Here is a 17,415-nt window from a genome sequence, read left to right on the forward strand (position 1 = left end):
GATGCTAGAAAAGTCAAATCCTCCCAAAATCAGTGTATTGATACCTGTTTATAATGTGGAGAAGTATGTGGAACGTTGCATCCTTTCTGTTTTGAATCAGACTATACAGGAAAGCATGGAAATAATAATAGTAAATGATTGCACTCCTGATAATAGCATGAGAGTGATTAATGAGATATTTCATAGTTCTTCAAATGCACTAAATGGAAAAGAACTAAAGATTATAAATCATGAAATCAATAAAGGAATTGCTTTTACTAGGAATACAGCTTTGAACTATGCAACAGGAGAGTATATAATTCAAATAGATAGTGATGACTATATAGAAAAAGAAATGTTGGAAAAGATGTATGCAAAAGCTATAGCAACAGATGCGGATATTGTTGGATGTGATTTGTGGCGTGTATATCTGGACGAAAAAGTATATGAAAAAGATGATATTCTAAAGAATAAAGTGGAATTATTGGGTGAGGTTATTAAAACGCAACATGCAGCAAGATGGAATAAACTAATAAAGAGAGAATTATTAACGGAAAATACTATAGAAACAGTAGAGGGGCTTGATTATGGCGAAGATTATGTATTTATGATTCAATGTTTTTATTTTGCAAATAGAATTGAATATATTCCGCAGGCTTTTTATAACTATGTTCAATATAATGATTTGTCGATATGCCATTTACCTGTTAGTGAAAAGGATTTGAGTAATTTTATTGGTGTGATAGATTTTACTACCAAATTTCTTGAAAATAACAATATAATAGGATATGATTATGAATTAGCCTATAAGCAACTTAAAGCAAAATTTGTTTGTATGAAAAATGCAACAAAGCAATTAAGAAAGCAATATTCTGAGATGTATTCGGAGGCTAATGTTTATAAATATCGTTTTCTGAAAGAATGGAGAAAAGAGGTGAGTATTTATCAACTACTTACTTGTTATTTTGCTTTAAGTGGCAATTTATCTTTATTCAATGCCATGTTACAACTGCGATATGGTTTGGAAAGTATACGAAGAAAGAAATATTAAGCTGGAAAAGATGAATATTGTTTGTTGTACGGATAGTAATTATATTATGCCTTGTGGTGTTTTATTGTGCTCTATATGTGAGAACAATACACAAGGAGATGTATGTTTTCATGTAATCATCAATAAGAATGTTTCTATAAGAGAAAAGGAGAGTTTAATAAATATCGTCAATAGATATAAAAATAAAGTCACTTTCTATGAAATAGATGAGTCGTGGGTGGTCAATTTACCTGTCGGAATGGCTGGACAACAATCCCATATAACATTAGCAACTTATTTTCGTCTCTTTTTGACGGAAATCTTGCCTAAGGATTTGGACAAGGTCTTATATTTGGATTGTGATATTATAGTCCGTCATTCTTTAATCAATTTGTGGAATATGGATATAGAAAATTATGCAATAGGTTGCGTACCTGATGCAGACGATGGACAAATTTTGAACTATAATCGTTTAAGATACCTTCAAAGATTAGGCTATTTTAACGCAGGTGTATTGCTAATCAATTTAAAATATTGGCGAATTCATAATGTGTTCGATAGATTTCTTTTATTCATAAAGCAGTATCCTGAACGGATTTTGTATCATGATCAGGATATCATGAATTATGTATTAAAAGACGAGAAGTTTATATTGCCACTAAAATATAATGTGACAGATGGATTGCTGAACGAAGAATTACATATTTCTTGGGAGTATGAGTCTGAATTAAATGAAGCGCTTAAAGATCCATATATCTTGCATTATATTTCATATGACAAACCTTGGATTAAGAATTGTGCTCACCCGTTCAAATCTGAGTTTTTTAAATATCGTGATATGACACAATGGAAAAATACACCATTACTTAATAGACAGTTGACTTGGAGGAAAAGAGTAAAATATGTATTATGCAAAGTAGGTATGTTACCTTATCAATCAACTTTTCGAGATGATTTATTCTTATAATAAATTTTATGGAACAACAGAAAAGCAAAGCGAAAATTCTTGTAGCAATTCATAAAGCGGATGCTGTTTACAGCGACAATATATATACACCTATTCATGTTGGAAAAGCCATTTCAAATTATAATTTAGGTTTTCAAGGAGATGATACGGGGGATAATATTAGCGAAAAGAATTCGATGTATTGTGAACTTACTGCCCAATATTGGGCATGGAAAAACTTAAAAGATACAATATATATTGGTCTGTGCCATTATCGAAGGTATTTTAAAACTAAGTACACCGAAAATAGTCTGGAATCTTTATTGCAAAAGTATGATATAATATTGCCTGAACCTATATATCGCTCGTATTCTATGGAGCAGAAACTATATCGCGCTGCAATAGAGGAAGATGTAGCTATATTATATCAGGTAATAGAAAGATTATATCCTGAATATAAGAACACAGTATTGGCATATATGCATGGAAACAGGGATATAGCTTTTAATATGTTTGTATGCTCAAAGGAATTGTTTGACCAATTTGCTGAATGGCAGTTCTCTATTCTTTTTGAATGTGAGAAGTACATACGTTTTTCCGGTTACTCCAGAGCTCGACGTATTTTAGGTCATTTTTCAGAGTATTTACTTCCTATTTATTGTTTCCATCATCATTTACGAATAAAGCGTGGAGAGTTGGTTTCATTTGTAGATGATAATGAATTATTATATTCACAGTCTTGTTTAACAAAAATAATTAATACTATACGCTATAGGTTCACTACTCCTCGGAAAAGAACGGATTGGGGATTATCTTCAGTCATTCTACAGGGGTTGCGTAATGATGGCATAGAAATAAAATAATAAAGTTTTTGTATGAAAAGCCTTATTAAAGAAGTAGTGCGTAGTTTGTTACAAAAACACCTTCAATTAGCTGTTAAAATAGGTCGCTTCTTTGGTGGAAAATACCAAGTAAATATTAATCTAGATTTACTTAATTCACAACAAAAAAAAGTGCTTTTATGCTATCTGTATTTGGAGGATGTAGATTGGACGAAAGCTAAGCATGCTAATTATATGCATGCAAATCAAGTAGTCAAGTATTTCATTGATAATGATTATTGTGTAGATGTATGTGCTTGTTCTGATGTTTTTTCATATGAGATATTGAAAAATAAGAAATATAATATAATAATCGGATTAGGCGAGGTGTTCAAAAGAATCTGTAAGAATCAGCCTGATGCCTACAAAATAATATTTATTACTGAAAATAATCCTGTAATTGTTGCACAGAAATACGCTGAACGGATATTATATTTCAAACAAAGGCATCCATCTATTAATTGTAATGCTTCTATTATACGAAAAGGCTATATTGATGAAGATATGCTTACATCTTCTGATTTGGCGATAATAATGAATTCCAGGTATAATGCAGAGTCAATGAAGCATTATTTTGACAATGTGTATCTTATAAATAGTAATGCATTAATTAATACAGAATATATTTTTGACAGAGCGAAATTGGAGAATGGAATTGAACAAATAAAACGTAATTTCCTTTGGTTTGGATCAGATGGCTTTATTCATAAAGGAGTTGATATTCTTATTGATGCATTTAAAGAGATGCCTGAATTTTCTATTAGTTTCTATGGATTGCCTACAACTGAAAAAAGTTTGTTTCATAAGTTGAAAACTTCCAATACGGTAGATTGTGGACGTATAAATGTTAATAATCCGGAGTTTATTGATAAAGTTATAAATAGACATTGTTTTATCATTTTTCCATCTTGTTCTGAAGGTATGAGTACTGCTGTCGCTACTTGTATGGCTCATGGTATTATTCCAATTCTTACTAAAGAATGCGGTTTTGAGCCCAATGAATATATTATTGAATTAGAAGGATGGCATGTTGAGGATATAAAGAATGCGGTAAAGCGTGCTGTATCTATGAGTAATGAAGAGATTCTGATTTTTAGGGAAGGATGTTTTCAGTATGCCCGTGAAAACTTCTCGCTTAAAAAATTTGATAGTTTATTTAAGGATATCATGGACAAGATTTTAAAGGAGTAATAATAGTAATGCTTATCTATTGTGTAAGTAATCGTTGTAAGACTTTTGATCTCTTTTTGATTAGAATGTAAAAAGCTATTTATGTATCCTATTAATATGTTGTTTTCTAGAATGAGAGAGATGAACTTATTCTCTACCATTTATCTTAATTTCGTAACTTTTCCGTTTGATCAAGCAATACGTTTTCCCATCCTTATATATGGTAAAGTGACTATTAAAAATGCGCGAAAGGCAAGATTGATTTTCCATTGTCCATTACGAATGGGGATTCTTCAAATTGGAAAAAATAATTTGGGGTTTATCGATAAAAAAAGATGTTGTTCAATATGGAATGTAGCTGGTACTTTACATATATATGGTAAGGCTGGGTTTGGTCAGGGATGTTGTGTGGAAGTAGGGAGGAATGCCGTACTAACGCTTGGCGAAAATTTTAATGTGACCGGTCGTTCTACGTTGCTTTGTCAAAATAGTATAACTTTTGGAAATGAATGCCTTTTGTCGTGGGACTTGCTTATTATGGATAACGATTGGCACCAAGTGGCTTCGACTGTTGATGGCAGAATATTAAATCCTTCGAAACCGATTACTATAGGAAATCATGTGTGGATTGGCTGTAGAAGCATAATTCTTAAAGGAGTAAGTATCTCGGATAACGTAATTGTAGCTGCTAACTCAACTATTACTCGTAGAGTGGATAAAGAGTTTGTGGCAGTGAGTAGCAATGGAGTTTTGAAAGAAAATGTAAAATGGGACTATTAATGAAAGCTATGCGCTCTAAATCAGATATATTATGACTACTAATAAATATTTAAGATAGTGAAATTTATAATAATACGTATTCTTATAGCTTACCTTTTTGTCGGGATATTTACAAATGCCTTTGCTGTGTCATCATTTATTTCAATGCCGACATTCTTGGCTGCTATATACTCTTTACTTTATTTGATTTTACTTCTTTCTTCTCGAATAAAGCTACATAAAGAAGGATACTGGCTACTTGCGTATTGGCTTGTCTTGACGTTTTCTTTTATTTTGTTTGCTACAGGAGAAAAATGTCTTAATCATTATATAATGTGGACGTTCTCTTTTTTTGCCTTTTATTATGTGTTCAAGTCATTAGTTCTATATTTGCTGAAATTCGATAGCGGAATATTCAATACTATGTTGAATATTATTTCATTTTCCGTTTTTATATCTTCACTATTTGCCATTGTAGAATTTTTATTGGTAAACTTTGTTGGAGTAAATTTGGAGAACATTATTCCTAGAGGAAGAGTGGAGGGATATACTCCGTTAGCATCTAATTTTATTCGTGCCAGATCATTTATGGAAGAATCCGGTCATTTTTCGTTATATCTAGAGATTTTTACTCCCATCACTTTGGCATGGCTTCTTAGAAATAAAAGAAATAAGATTATTTTGATATCGTATATAAGTATTGTGTTGATTGCTTTGTTCTTTTCATTTAGCGCTTATGGCTTGGTTGCATTAGTGATAGCTATATTTATTTATTTATATTATTATGTTTTCTCAGTAGGGAATTTAAAGTCTTTGATGAAAAAATTATTTATTGTTTTTATTCTTTTTCTAGTTATTATAATTGTTTTCCCTTCAATTTGGGAAATTGGCTATCAAACTGTTACCGCCAAATTAGATGTTGATAATAGTTCGTTCAGTGATAGAAATAGTAGAATTGTAGGACTGGATCAATATCTTACTGGCATACATTTAATGGTGGGCTATGGCTCTGCCGCTTTTAGTACGCTAAAAACACCCTCTTTTATTTCTCTATATGTTGGTATTTTAATGAGTGCAGGTATTTGCGGTATCATATTGTTCTTGGGTTTTCTATTGTGTACATTCTATCATATATTACAGATAAAGAATAAAGATATGCGTTGTGGATTTGTGATTGCATTTACTCTCTCAACCATTCATTTTTGTTTTGTTGATTTGATTTATCTTCCTTGGTTCTGGACTATGTTGGCCTTAGCGTATGTTTATCGAACGAAAGAAAAACTTTTGCCACATGATTAAAATAAGTATAATTACAGTCTGCTTCAATAGTGAAGCCTATATAGAACAAACAATAAAGAGTGTTCTGGCTCAGACTTATGAGAACATAGAGTATATTGTGATAGATGGAGGGTCTACGGATGGTACTATTGATATTATAAATAGATACCAGAAAGATATAGCGATTTTTATTAGTGAACCTGATAAAAATATGTATGATGCAATAAACAAGGGTATGAAATGGGCCACAGGAGATTATATTGCTATTCTGAATTCTGATGATTTTTATTTAGACAATGAAGTCATATCTAGTGTTGCAGATAAATTGAAGGGGCTTCCGTCATGCTATAAAGGTCTTTACGGTAATCTGCAGAAGTTTACAGCAGAAGGGTGTTTTATGAAAAGAAAAAAAGGTATTCCTGCTGGATTCAAGACTCTGCTGTGCTCTAGAAAGCTGACATTTGTTGGTCATGGCACGCTTTTCGTTTCCAAAAAGGCATGTGATGAAGTAGGCTTGTATGATTTTGAACAGTTTAGCGCAGCGGCAGATTATGATTATATTCTGAGATTGTTTAAAAAATTCAAGTTTAAATATGTGGATTGCGATATAATGGGGTTTAGAGTGCATGAAGCAAGTATTACTTCGTCAGGCAGAATAGTTGAGGAGTCGTATGCTGTTCTTCGTAAAAATGGATATAAGAATATTTTGTTTGGGGAGAGGGTGGTTCGGTATTATGTTTCTTGGAGTTATTTTGTTTTAGTGAACTGCCGGAATATGCGAAAAACCAATTGGAGGTATTTCTTTTGTCGATGCAATAGTACGGTATAATAACAGTATTTTGAAACGAATATGATTGAAATTCTGCATATAATAAATTCATTGGAGATCGGAGGAGCACAGAAACTGCTTGTTGATATACTGCCTTTAATGAATAATGAAAAAATGAAAGTTTCTCTACTTGTTCTGAAAAGCGTTGATTCCTCTTTTTACACTAGAATAAAAAATAGTGGTATAGAAATTTTTTCTTTAAATTCAGGAAGCTACCATAATCCATTTATAATTTTACGTTTAATCCCATTTTTGCGGAAATTTAGTATTGTACATGTACATTTGTTTCCATCCTTGTATTGGGTGGCATTGGCCAATATCTTTGTTTCAACTAAGTTGATATTTACGGAGCATAGTACAAATAATAGGCGAAGAGGAAAAGTCGGATTTTCTTTTATAGAACGTTATGTGTATAGGCAGTATAGTAAGGTAATTTCAATTAGCTCACAAACTCAGCTAATCTTAAAACAGTGGCTGAAAGTAAATGAGATTGATTCGAGATTTATTCAAATAGACAATGGTATCAATCTAAATGATTTTCTTCCTTCAAATAAAACTATAAATGTTGCAGATGCATCGCAATTCTCTAAGATTGTATTGATGATATCTAGATTTTCTGTGCAGAAAGATCAGGAAACTGTCATTAGGGCTATTCCATATATACCTGTAGATGGAGTACTTTTTGCTTTTGCCGGTTCGGGGCCTACTCTTGAGAAATGTAGGCAATTAGCTCATGAGTTAGGAGTATCTGATAAAGTTGTCTTTTGGGGGCAAAGAACGGATATCCCTGATTTGATAAATGCTTCTTATATTGGGGTACAATCATCTTTTTGGGAAGGATTTGGGTTAACAGCTGTGGAATTCATGGCTGGAAATAAACCAATTGTAGCTTCAGATGTAGCAGGGTTAAAGCAAGTGGTGGAAGATGCAGGTCTACTGTTCCCGGCAGGTGATGAGAAACGGTTGGCAGAAGCTATTACTCATTTGTTGGTTGACAAACAATATTATAGTCAAGTATCGGCAAAATGTTGGGATAGAGCTAAAAGATATGATATACATCACATGGTTGAGAAATATACTAGGCTATATACGAATATTTTAAGTGGAATATATAATGAATAATCTTTTTATAGTAATCAATATCGATCATTTTTTTCTTTCTCATCGTAAAGAAATTGCTTTAAATGCCCAAAAAGCAGGCTATGAAGTTACTATTGTAACGAAAGATACCGGAAAGATTAAAGAGATAGAAATGTTGGGGCTAAAGGTAATAGATTTACCAATGAGTCGTTCAGGGAAGAAAATATGGGAGGAATTATATACTTGTTGGTTTCTTTACAATCTTTATCACCGCGAAAAACCAGAGATTGTACATCATGTGGGATTGAAGACAATACTTTGGGGAACATTAGCGGCAAAGTTGGCTAAAGTTCATGGAGTTGTTAATGCAGTGAGTGGTTTGGGGATAATTTTCTCGGAGGAGAAAAGAACAATGATAGCAAAGCTTCTTCCTGCAGTATTACGATTTTCTCATCATCGTAAAAAACTGGCTGTCATTTTTCAGAATGATGATGATCAATTATTATTTCTAAAATCTAGAATAATAAATGAATCTCAAGCTTATAAAATAAAGGGCTCCGGGGTTGATTTGAAGCAGTATAGTTATACTCCTGAACCTGAAGGGCAGAGAATTAAGGTTTTGTTAACAGCACGTATGATTGTAGAAAAAGGAATTTTCATTCTTACAGATGCTGCCATGAAATTAAAGGAGCAATATAAAGATAGGGTTCAGTTCTTACTATGTGGCGGACTTGATGATAATCCCGTCGCTATCAAAGAAGATGAACTGCAAGCTGTGTGTGATGGGGATTACATTAAATGGTTAGGATATCGGACAGATATTTTAAATCTATTAAAAGATTGCCACATAGTTGCTTTTCCTTCTTACTACAAAGAAGGATTACCCAAATCTTTGATAGAAGCAGCTGCTATAGGCAGGCCTATAGTTACTACTAATTCTGTGGGGTGTAAAGATACTGTGGTTGAAGGGTATAATGGTTTTTTAGTTCCTGTTAAAGATAGTGATGCTTTAGCTGATCGATTGAAAATATTGATTGAAAATAAACATCTTAGGTGGGAAATGGGTAAAAATTCAAGGCGGTTAGCGGAGAAATATTTTTCTATTGATGATGTCGTAACAAAGCATTTGGAGATTTACGAAAAAATATTAAAATAAATAGTATGAATTTGTTAGTAACTGGCGCTGCCGGATTTATAGGTTCACACGTTTGTGAGCGTTTGCTACAACGTGGTGATAAAGTAATAGGGGTGGATAATCTGAATTCGTATTATGACAGAGATTTGAAATACGGCCGTCTTTCAACCTTAGGAATTTCTCAATCTGAGGTGGTATGGTATAAGTTTACTTCAAGCAGTATTTATCCTTTGTTCAATTTTGTACAGATGAATCTTGAAGATAAACATGCCATGCAGATGCTTTTTGCAAATGGGGATTTTGATATAGTTATTAATTTGGCAGCGCAGGCGGGTGTACGTTATTCAATTGAGAATCCATATGCTTATGCTGAAAGTAATATTGACGGATTTTTAAATATTCTTGAGGGGTGTCGCCATAATCATATCAAACATCTTGTGTATGCCAGTTCTAGCAGTGTTTATGGATTAAATGGGCGAGTCCCTTTTTCTGAAGAGGATAGTATTGCACACCCAGTGAGCCTGTATGCTGCTACAAAGAAATCAAATGAACTTATGGCTCATGCTTATAGTCATTTATATAAAATACCTTCTACCGGCCTTCGTTTTTTTACGGTCTATGGCCCGTGGGGGCGGCCGGATATGTCACCTTTCCTCTTTACGGATGCAATATTGCATAACCGTCCTATTAAGGTGTTTAATAATGGTGATATGCTTCGGGATTTCACTTATATCGATGACATTGTAGAGGGGATAATTCGTGTGATAAATCATATTCCTCAGCCGGATACCACATGGGACCCTGTAGTGTCTTCACCTGGATCTTCATCTGCTCCTTATAGAGTCTATAATATTGGAAATTCACAGCCCATACGTTTAATGGACTTTATTCAGGCTATTGAAGAAGCGATTGGTTATGAAGCAGAGAAAATGTTTCTTCCTATGCAGCCGGGGGATGTATATCAGACTTATGCAGATACTAGCCGCTTACAAAAAGAATTAGGTTTTAAGCCATGTAAGCCATTAAAAGAAGGTGTACATGAGACGATTGAATGGTATCGTAATTATTATAGATTAAATAAGGAGGATATTAAAGTATGAATATAGCTATTGCCGGAACGGGATATGTAGGTCTTGTATCAGGTGCTTGTTTTGCTGAGATGGGGGCTAATGTTATATGCGTAGATGTAAATCAAGAAAAGATTTCTGCACTTCAGAGTGGAAGAATACCAATTTACGAGCCGGGACTGGAAGAAATGGTACTACGTAATTGTAAAGAGGGAAGATTGCGTTTCACTACGGATATCGTTACTTGCCTGGATAATGTGGAAATTGTATTCAGTGCAGTGGGAACACCTCCTGACGAAGATGGGAGCGCTGATTTGAAATACGTGCTTGAAGTAGCACGTAGTGTAGGAAGAAACATGAATAAATACCTTGTGCTAGTCACGAAATCTACTGTTCCTGTTGGCACTGCCAAGAGAGTAAAAGCAGCCATTCTTGATGAATTGGACAGGCGGGGAGTACAGATTCCTTTTGATGTAGCTTCTAATCCGGAGTTTCTGAAAGAAGGTGCTGCCGTAAATGATTTTATGAGTCCGGATAGGGTGGTGATTGGTGTAGAGACTGAAAGGGCTAAAGAGGTTATGAGTCGGCTCTATCGTCCTATGATGCTTAATAATTTCCGAGTTATTTTTACAGATATACCTAGTGCAGAAATGATAAAATACGCTGCCAACTCAATGCTTGCTACTCGCATTAGTTTTATGAATGACATTGCCAATCTATGTGAATTGGTGGGGGCGGATGTAAATATGGTGCGCAAAGGTATTGGAACTGATTCTCGTATAGGAAATAAATTTCTGTATCCTGGTTGTGGGTACGGAGGAAGTTGTTTCCCGAAAGATGTGAAAGCATTGATAAGAACAGCGGAGAATAATGGCTACAATATGCGTGTATTGAAAGCTGTGGAGGAAGTAAATGAAAAACAGAAAGAATTGCTTTTTGATAAACTATATCGTTATTACCAAGGTTCATTAGTTGGCAAAAATATAGCTATTTGGGGGGTGGCATTTAAACCGGAAACTGATGATATGCGAGAAGCTACTGCATTGGTGATTATTGAAAAACTTCTTAGTGCAGGATGCAATGTAAGGGTATATGACCCTGTGGCAATGGATGAGTGTAGGCGAAGAGTGGGAGAGAAAGTCGTATATGCTTCTGATATGTATGACGTTTTGCTTAATGCTGATGCGTTACTATTACTTACAGAATGGAAGCAATTTCGAATACCGGCTTGGGGGGTAGTAAAAAAGTTAATGAATCAACCTGTATTGATAGACGGACGGAATATTTATGATGAGCAGGAATTGATGAAGTCAGGTATAGATTATATATGTATAGGTAAAAAATGAGAGTATAATTCTTAATAGATACTTATCAAATTTACAATTTATAATTATTATGGGGTATAGTGAGGAATTCATTCCTGATGGAATGAATGCTTTTGAGCGTAATGTAAAGCGAATTGGGGACTGCATAATTGCAGCAGTTTTAATGGTTGTTTTTTCTCCGCTATTTTTAATTTGTTATATAGCTGTGAAACGGGAAGATGGTGGACCGGCTATATTTAAGCAAGAACGTATTGGGCGTTTCGGCCGGCCGTTTAATATCTATAAGTTTCGCAGTATGCGACTGGATGCAGAGTCGGCAGGGCCCAAACTTTATGCTGGAGGGAAAGACGGTCGACTAACGGATATTGGAAAATTCCTGCGTGAACATCATTTGGATGAACTACCGCAGCTATGGAATGTTTTCTGTGGTGATATGGCTTTTATCGGACCTCGTCCGGAACGTAAGTTTTATATTGACCAAATAATAAAGTATGATCCGCGTTATCAATACTTGTATCAGATTCGACCGGGAGTAACCTCTTATGCTACCTTGTATAATGGCTATACAGATACAATGGATAAGATGTTGCGTCGTTTGCGGTACGATCTATTCTATTTGCAACACCGTTCCTGGTGGTTTGATTTTAAGATATTGGTGAAGACTTTCTTGAATATCTGTTTTGGCAAGAAGTTTTAGATATATAAAGCAATTAGGAAAATAAAAAGATATAAAATATAATGTTGAGATGTAATCAGCACTAAGAGTGTTTGTATGTGAGATGAAAAAAATGTAGGTCCCTAGCTTCATGCCGTAAAAAGCATGATTCTCCTACATTGTAGATTAGAAATCGTGCGACGGTACATTTCTAATTTACGCCCTGTCATCGGAGGCTAAAGCCGATGTGAATTTCCCACTATATCAACTGTCTGTGAAGATCGTTGATGTATTATTATATTTCTGCTTCGGCAAGAAGTTTTAGAAATATGGAATAATTAGAAAATAAAAGGTATAAAATATAATGTTGAGATGCAATTAAAACTAAGAGTGTTTGTATGTGAGATGAAAAAAATGTAGGTCCCTAGCTTCATGCTGTAACAAGCATGATTCTCCTACATTATGAATTAGGAAAGTACGACGGTATATTTCTAATTCATGCCCTGTCATCGGAGGTTAAAGCCGATGTGAATTTCCCACTATATCAACTGTCTGTGAAGATCGTTGATATATTTTTTTTGTCACTTGCTGTTCGAAATAATAATGAATATATGCTTTGGATATTTGTCTGATTTTTTGTACCTTTATGGCTGTAAATCAAGCATAAAGGAACGATGGAACATCCCGATTTTGTGGTGAAATGTTATAATAAACAAGAGCTTGCTCAAATGTATTTTCCCGATTTAAGCATTCGTGCTTCAGTCAATAAATTGCGGCGTTGGATGCGGAGATGCCAGCCGTTGATGGATGAAATTCTGACTACGGATTTCCATCCGAAGACAAAGGCGTTTTCTGTGAGGGAAGTACGGCTAATCACGTATTATTTGGGAAGACCGGGAGATTTGTAATTTTGAAAGATATATAAAAGAACTACGGGAGATAGCAAAAATGCCATCTCCCGTAGTTCTTTTATTATATTTCGGAATACTCTTTCTGAGCATTAAAGCAAGGACACGCCTTATGAATCGAGGCACTCAACTGATAATGTCCCAGAATCTGTGCATCCGGATACTGATGCCTGAGAATCGTCAATAAGTCAAGTAGCGCAAAACGCTGTGCCTGTGTCCTCGTATCTGCCGGACGACCTTCTTCATCCAGTCCACCTTCATAACATATCCCGATACTGTGCCGATTAAATCCCCTTACGTGCGCACCCATTTCCGATACCGGACGGCAGTGATGGAGCTCGCCATTTCGCGTAATATAAAAATGGTAACCGATATCTTTGAAACCTCGTTGCAGATGACACTGACGGAGTTGCTCTACAGTGAAAGGAACATTGCAGCGCGTAGCGCTGCAATGAACCGCCAACAATTTAATCTCTCGTGGGAGATAACTTTCTTCCTGATTTTCCATGCGGGATTGTTTAGAAGATTACTGCCCTACGCAGGACGTCACACCGATGGCTGAGATGATAGACGTCGCGATGGTCACGATAAACTGGAGAATGTTTTTCCAAAGTTGCTTTTTCATACTGTTTTAATTAAAAATGGATAATTGGTAATTAATAATTAAGCTGCCGGATCCGGAGTTTCACCGCCATCACCCTTGCCGCCATCATCGGGAAGTGGCTCTTCGTCCGAATTGGTAGGGGCATCACTTTTATACAGCGAGTAATCCAACGCTTTGCACAATTTGCGAAGATCATTTCCCGGGAAAAATAGCACCTTGCCTTTTTCGATACAGGAAGAGTTGAACTCTTTCGCGGTTTTGGTAGGAATGCCGGTTTTGAGACTCATGCGGAAATTGCCCAGGTCGCCCATCTGAACGATATTTCCTTCTTCCAGGACATTGACGGTTTCGAGCAGAAACTCGCCGATACAACCCTCCAGCTCGCCCTTCGAATAAGAAGAACGTTCGGAAATACGTTTGCAGACTTCCTTGACGGAAACTTTACGTCCGCTGCGAGCTACTGCGTAATACTTCGGAGCTTCGTCAGGTTTCAACAGGTTCTTGCGAGCCATGATAGTGTAATTCTGTGCCATAAGATTCTAGTTTTTAATGGTTAATTTTAAATTCTTCTTGTAATCGATTACATGACAAAAGTACAATATCAGGAAAGCCGCACGACGCACAGTGACGCACACGGGCGCACTGGGAAAAAGAAAAAACATTGAGAGGTTTGTATCGAAACCTCCCAATGTTTGAATGTAATCATTGAGATGTTTTTTGCAAATCTCCCAATGCTTTTTCGCCTTACTTAAAAGGACAAAAGGACAAAAAGGACAGATATGACCGTCTTAATTCATTTTAGAATAAACTCCATGAGACAACTTATTGATTTTTACTCCGTTGAGCGACTTCAGAAGCCGTGTTACCTTGCGGTGGCTGAAATCATATTTTTCGCCAAGGCGGATGGCTTCGTCCGTACTGAAATTTTCGGGAAGCTCATTGACAAAATTGCGTACAGTGTCCGGATTCTTCAACGGACGTATAGAAGGAGAGGGCATCGAAGACAACAACAAACGGCTATGTTCGTAACAACACAACACAATCCGCAGAGAACGCTCGAAATCCTCGTCCGTACAATAAATATCGAGAGAAGGATCACAAGATTCAAACTGGCGGATGCGAGTCTGAATCATGCTGATGCGCATCACCAGGAAGGCATAGCGTTTCACTACCGCCTGGAGGTCATCATTACCCTCGGTCGCCACTTCAGACAGCATACGCGAGAATATTTCATTCAAGCGATTCCATTGCGGGCGGCTCAAATGGAAAACAACAGGATGCTCCAGGCAAAAGGCGTACAACTCGGAGACATGATGGGCGATAGGCTTGAAACTGTCTTCCAGAGAAATGGAATCATCACCCATATCTTTCCAATGGGGAGTCTCACGGAAAGTGTAAGTCAGAATACGGCTTGGCAGTCCACCCTCGTAATTGCTCAGCAGAATGTCCACCTGCCCCAGGGTACCTGTCAGAAACAAGGCGAGTTTCGGATGACGGATATATATAGGGCGGATTCCGTTCGCCTTGTACGAAGAATCAATGTTTTCGTGCTCGAAGGCTTTTCGGAGCATGTCATCAAAATTGCCACAGTCCAGATGGTTGGCGGTGGTGAGAGTCTGCGCTTCCGTGTCAAAGATGATACTTCCTTGAGGACCATTGTCCTGCATTTGTATCTGCATACGCGTATAGCTGGTAGTGGCAGGGATAAACAGCATTTTGAAAGGAGGTCTTTGCGGTTCTTCGGAACAAGTTTCTCCGCTTCTCTTTCTCTGCGAACACTCCCGTTGCCAGTTGCTGTGCTGAGTGTCATATTTCTTCTGCAAAAATTCACTGGCTGACAGTATCTGCTCCTGTATTTCCTCCAGCAGATAGCGACCGGTTTGGGCTATGCCTTTACCGCTGCCGGCAGGGGAGAAGACAACACTGTAGAGATGCGTGGAATATCTCTTATGATTGTAAATGCCGAAAGTCTGCGGAAGTGCTGCGCTAAGTGCCGTGAGGACGGAGAGGAACGAAATATCCTGCTCGCGGTCACTGCCTTCTTCAAGCAGGCAGGCATTCAATATTTCGGGAAGATTATCATACACATTGTGCGGAAATGTGGGAGTTGATTTTCGCAACTCTTCCCCTGTCCAATAGTTCTCGTCCATTTCATCGGAATATTCCGGGGCATCATAGTGTCCTTTTGGCTTTTTGTCCTTTTGATAAGAGCTTGCGACACCGGCTGAATTGTCCGCCGATTGTTCCGCAACTTTCTTATACCCAGAGGAAAGGACGCTGGATATTTCTGCGGATGGGAAATCTGTATGTTCGAAATACGACGTTAGCTCACGTAATATGTTTTTTTGCGGATAATGTCGGCGACAGGCTTCGCAGGCAAGTTTAAAGAGGTTGGAATGACGTTGCCCGGCGGTTAGAGGATAAAGGAAAATATAGGACGAAAGGAACTGCTTTATTTCTTCTTCGGACACCTCACTCTTTTCTTCGGACGAGTTTTCCGGACTGTTTTTTGAGGTGGGAAAAGGGAGCGGAATCTCGTTCTCGAAAGAGGGCGAAGACTCTTCCCGGCAAGTGGACGGCTCCATTACAAAAGACTGATAAAGACTGGCAACATATCCGTTGGGCGAATAAGTAAAATAGCAAAGGCGGCTTTCATCTTTGCAGGCAGGGTCGCTTTCCAGTCCGAGCAGGCGGTTGTAGTATTGACTGACCAGCAGTTGTCCTTCACGATGGCGGCCTTCGATACCTTCTACGTAGGCGAAGATTTTCACACCGTCGGTAGGGCTTTCAAGTGCGGCTACCGTGTGAGGATCTGCCGCGCAACGTTGGATTACTTCCAGGCGATTGGGGACATGGTCATAATCCAGTCCGACAATACAACTGTGCTGAAGGAAATTTTTGATAGCGTGCGCTCCGTTGAATGTGCCTGCCGGGGTGAAGCAGGGGAGTTGGCTTTTCAATTTCTGCGCGGCAGCCTGGTCGCCTTCCGTATGATAACGGCGGATGGTGTTGATGATGGTGGCATAGACCGGATGGATACACATAAAGATGATTTCGAGGAAAGACATGATTTTAGGTTGTTTGGAATACACATTTTCATAAACCGATACTTTAATTTCTTCTAAAACTTTCATATAAAATTGATTTTATTTAAATTGATTGTCCGACTATCGGATAACGGGTGCAAAGGTAGGCAGATGGAAAATGGAGGGACTTCCCTACGTGGGAAGTAATTGATAAACCAAATATGAAACAAAACATTATAAATTATTAATAATACGACGACATGGTAAAAGAAAAACGGGAAACTTATGAGTTTTTAGGCAATTTGGTGGTTAGTTTAATGAATATGGATGGGTTATTTACGTATGGTTTCTTCGAGAAAGAGCTTTGTGTCTCCCCCAAAAAGTTGAGTGAGATGAGACAGGGTGAAGACGAGTATATTTATCAGTATGTACGCTTGCTCCGGTGTATTTTAGAATATATCAATTTGGTGATATGGATGGATAAGATACAGGAACAGTTGAGAGTGGTGTTGGATTCCCATTATGATTTGGTGATTGCTGCCGTTCCGCATGGCTTCCGTGGAGCCATTCAGCCCGGACAATGGGAAACAGTGTTGCAATGGGATGGCGTGATTTTGTGAATAATACCGGGAATGAGACAATTTTTTAATATTTTAGGCGATTTCCTTTCTTTATTTAATTTATTTTATATCTTTGCTTTCTATATAAGAGGAACACGAATGAAAACTCACTTATTTATTCAT

18 protein-coding genes are annotated in these 17,415 nt (G+C 36.9%); 14 read left to right on the top strand and 4 right to left on the bottom strand.

What is annotated here, in order from left to right:
• Position 1: 1 nt before the first annotated feature.
• The 13 genes from HC965_RS02715 to HC965_RS02775 all read left to right on the top strand — a co-directional run bounded on the left by HC965_RS02715 (position 2) and on the right by HC965_RS02775 (position 13,042).
• Entirely contained in the window at positions 2-1,030 is a 1,029-nt protein-coding gene (locus HC965_RS02715; RefSeq protein WP_191029980.1) for a glycosyltransferase family 2 protein, read from the top strand.
• A complete protein-coding gene (locus HC965_RS02720; RefSeq protein ID WP_191029981.1) occupies positions 996-1,976 on the top strand; it encodes a glycosyltransferase family 8 protein in 981 nt (326 codons plus the stop codon). Before HC965_RS02715 ends, HC965_RS02720 begins: the two co-directional genes overlap by 35 nt.
• An 8-nt stretch (positions 1,977-1,984) precedes the next feature.
• Entirely contained in the window at positions 1,985-2,818 is an 834-nt protein-coding gene (locus HC965_RS02725; RefSeq protein ID WP_191029982.1) for a DUF4422 domain-containing protein, read from the top strand.
• Between the two features lie 12 nt (positions 2,819-2,830).
• The gene (locus HC965_RS02730) at positions 2,831-4,027 is read left to right on the top strand and encodes a glycosyltransferase (protein ID WP_191029983.1); all 1,197 of its coding nucleotides are present in this window, start codon (positions 2,831-2,833) and stop codon (positions 4,025-4,027) included.
• A gap of 81 nt (positions 4,028-4,108) precedes the next feature.
• A complete protein-coding gene (locus HC965_RS02735) occupies positions 4,109-4,786 on the top strand; it encodes an acyltransferase (RefSeq protein WP_191029984.1) in 678 nt (225 codons plus the stop codon).
• A gap of 57 nt (positions 4,787-4,843) precedes the next feature.
• Positions 4,844-6,064, top strand: coding sequence for a hypothetical protein (locus HC965_RS02740; RefSeq protein WP_191029985.1), 1,221 nt, complete (start codon positions 4,844-4,846; stop codon positions 6,062-6,064).
• The gene (locus HC965_RS02745; RefSeq protein ID WP_191029986.1) at positions 6,057-6,872 is read left to right on the top strand and encodes a glycosyltransferase family 2 protein; all 816 of its coding nucleotides are present in this window, start codon (positions 6,057-6,059) and stop codon (positions 6,870-6,872) included. Before HC965_RS02740 ends, HC965_RS02745 begins: the two co-directional genes overlap by 8 nt.
• A gap of 21 nt (positions 6,873-6,893) precedes the next feature.
• On the top strand, positions 6,894-7,994 hold the full coding sequence (locus HC965_RS02750) for a glycosyltransferase (RefSeq protein ID WP_223854647.1): 1,101 nt from the start codon (positions 6,894-6,896) through the stop codon (positions 7,992-7,994).
• Complete coding sequence (locus HC965_RS02755) at positions 7,987-9,108, top strand: glycosyltransferase family 4 protein (RefSeq protein WP_191029987.1); 1,122 nt, start codon at positions 7,987-7,989, stop codon at positions 9,106-9,108. Before HC965_RS02750 ends, HC965_RS02755 begins: the two co-directional genes overlap by 8 nt.
• 5 nt (positions 9,109-9,113) lie before the next feature.
• Complete coding sequence (locus tag HC965_RS02760; protein WP_191029988.1) at positions 9,114-10,187, top strand: NAD-dependent epimerase; 1,074 nt, start codon at positions 9,114-9,116, stop codon at positions 10,185-10,187.
• Positions 10,184-11,500, top strand: coding sequence for a UDP-glucose/GDP-mannose dehydrogenase family protein (locus HC965_RS02765; RefSeq protein WP_191029989.1), 1,317 nt, complete (start codon positions 10,184-10,186; stop codon positions 11,498-11,500). The genes HC965_RS02760 and HC965_RS02765 overlap by 4 nt, the downstream gene beginning before the upstream one ends.
• Positions 11,501-11,549: 49 nt before the next feature.
• The gene (locus tag HC965_RS02770) at positions 11,550-12,176 is read left to right on the top strand and encodes a sugar transferase (protein ID WP_191029990.1); all 627 of its coding nucleotides are present in this window, start codon (positions 11,550-11,552) and stop codon (positions 12,174-12,176) included.
• 632 nt (positions 12,177-12,808) lie between these two features.
• Entirely contained in the window at positions 12,809-13,042 is a 234-nt protein-coding gene (locus HC965_RS02775; protein WP_191029991.1) for a DUF4248 domain-containing protein, read from the top strand.
• 64 nt (positions 13,043-13,106) lie between these two features.
• Here the strand turns inward: HC965_RS02775 and HC965_RS02780 are convergent, their stop codons facing one another.
• The 4 genes from HC965_RS02780 to HC965_RS02795 form a co-directional block, all read right to left on the bottom strand.
• A complete protein-coding gene (locus tag HC965_RS02780) occupies positions 13,107-13,550 on the bottom strand; it encodes an N-acetylmuramoyl-L-alanine amidase (protein WP_191029992.1) in 444 nt (147 codons plus the stop codon).
• 18 nt (positions 13,551-13,568) lie between these two features.
• The gene (locus HC965_RS02785; protein WP_156149973.1) at positions 13,569-13,667 is read right to left on the bottom strand and encodes a smalltalk protein; all 99 of its coding nucleotides are present in this window, start codon (positions 13,665-13,667) and stop codon (positions 13,569-13,571) included.
• 38 nt (positions 13,668-13,705) lie between these two features.
• On the bottom strand, positions 13,706-14,179 hold the full coding sequence (locus HC965_RS02790) for an HU family DNA-binding protein (RefSeq protein ID WP_191029993.1): 474 nt from the start codon (positions 14,177-14,179) through the stop codon (positions 13,706-13,708).
• Positions 14,180-14,434: 255 nt separating this feature from the next.
• Positions 14,435-16,780: a DUF3987 domain-containing protein gene (locus tag HC965_RS02795; RefSeq protein ID WP_191029994.1), complete on the bottom strand. Its 2,346-nt coding sequence runs from the start codon at positions 16,778-16,780 to the stop codon at positions 14,435-14,437.
• A 152-nt stretch (positions 16,781-16,932) separates the two neighbouring features.
• Between HC965_RS02795 and HC965_RS02800 the strand changes: the two genes are divergently transcribed.
• A complete protein-coding gene (locus tag HC965_RS02800) occupies positions 16,933-17,292 on the top strand; it encodes a hypothetical protein (RefSeq protein WP_191029995.1) in 360 nt (119 codons plus the stop codon).
• The last annotated feature ends 123 nt before the right edge of the window (positions 17,293-17,415 follow it).

It is taken from the genome of Bacteroides sp. GM023, assembly GCF_014750685.1.
Taxonomy (GTDB): Bacteria; Bacteroidota; Bacteroidia; order Bacteroidales; family Bacteroidaceae; genus Bacteroides.

Coding starts and splice junctions, on each gene's coding strand:
- HC965_RS02715 (WP_191029980.1), top strand. CDS start 2: ATGCTAGAAAAGTCAAATCCTCCCAAAATCAGTGTATTGATACCTGTT.
- HC965_RS02720 (WP_191029981.1), top strand. CDS start 996: ATGGTTTGGAAAGTATACGAAGAAAGAAATATTAAGCTGGAAAAGATG.
- HC965_RS02725 (WP_191029982.1), top strand. CDS start 1,985: ATGGAACAACAGAAAAGCAAAGCGAAAATTCTTGTAGCAATTCATAAA.
- HC965_RS02730 (WP_191029983.1), top strand. CDS start 2,831: ATGAAAAGCCTTATTAAAGAAGTAGTGCGTAGTTTGTTACAAAAACAC.
- HC965_RS02735 (WP_191029984.1), top strand. CDS start 4,109: ATGTATCCTATTAATATGTTGTTTTCTAGAATGAGAGAGATGAACTTA.
- HC965_RS02745 (WP_191029986.1), top strand. CDS start 6,057: ATGATTAAAATAAGTATAATTACAGTCTGCTTCAATAGTGAAGCCTAT.
- HC965_RS02750 (WP_223854647.1), top strand. CDS start 6,894: ATGATTGAAATTCTGCATATAATAAATTCATTGGAGATCGGAGGAGCA.
- HC965_RS02755 (WP_191029987.1), top strand. CDS start 7,987: ATGAATAATCTTTTTATAGTAATCAATATCGATCATTTTTTTCTTTCT.
- HC965_RS02760 (WP_191029988.1), top strand. CDS start 9,114: ATGAATTTGTTAGTAACTGGCGCTGCCGGATTTATAGGTTCACACGTT.
- HC965_RS02765 (WP_191029989.1), top strand. CDS start 10,184: ATGAATATAGCTATTGCCGGAACGGGATATGTAGGTCTTGTATCAGGT.
- HC965_RS02770 (WP_191029990.1), top strand. CDS start 11,550: ATGGGGTATAGTGAGGAATTCATTCCTGATGGAATGAATGCTTTTGAG.
- HC965_RS02775 (WP_191029991.1), top strand. CDS start 12,809: ATGGAACATCCCGATTTTGTGGTGAAATGTTATAATAAACAAGAGCTT.
- HC965_RS02780 (WP_191029992.1), bottom strand. CDS start 13,550: ATGGAAAATCAGGAAGAAAGTTATCTCCCACGAGAGATTAAATTGTTG.
- HC965_RS02785 (WP_156149973.1), bottom strand. CDS start 13,667: ATGAAAAAGCAACTTTGGAAAAACATTCTCCAGTTTATCGTGACCATC.
- HC965_RS02790 (WP_191029993.1), bottom strand. CDS start 14,179: ATGGCACAGAATTACACTATCATGGCTCGCAAGAACCTGTTGAAACCT.
- HC965_RS02795 (WP_191029994.1), bottom strand. CDS start 16,780: ATGAAAGTTTTAGAAGAAATTAAAGTATCGGTTTATGAAAATGTGTAT.
- HC965_RS02800 (WP_191029995.1), top strand. CDS start 16,933: ATGGTAAAAGAAAAACGGGAAACTTATGAGTTTTTAGGCAATTTGGTG.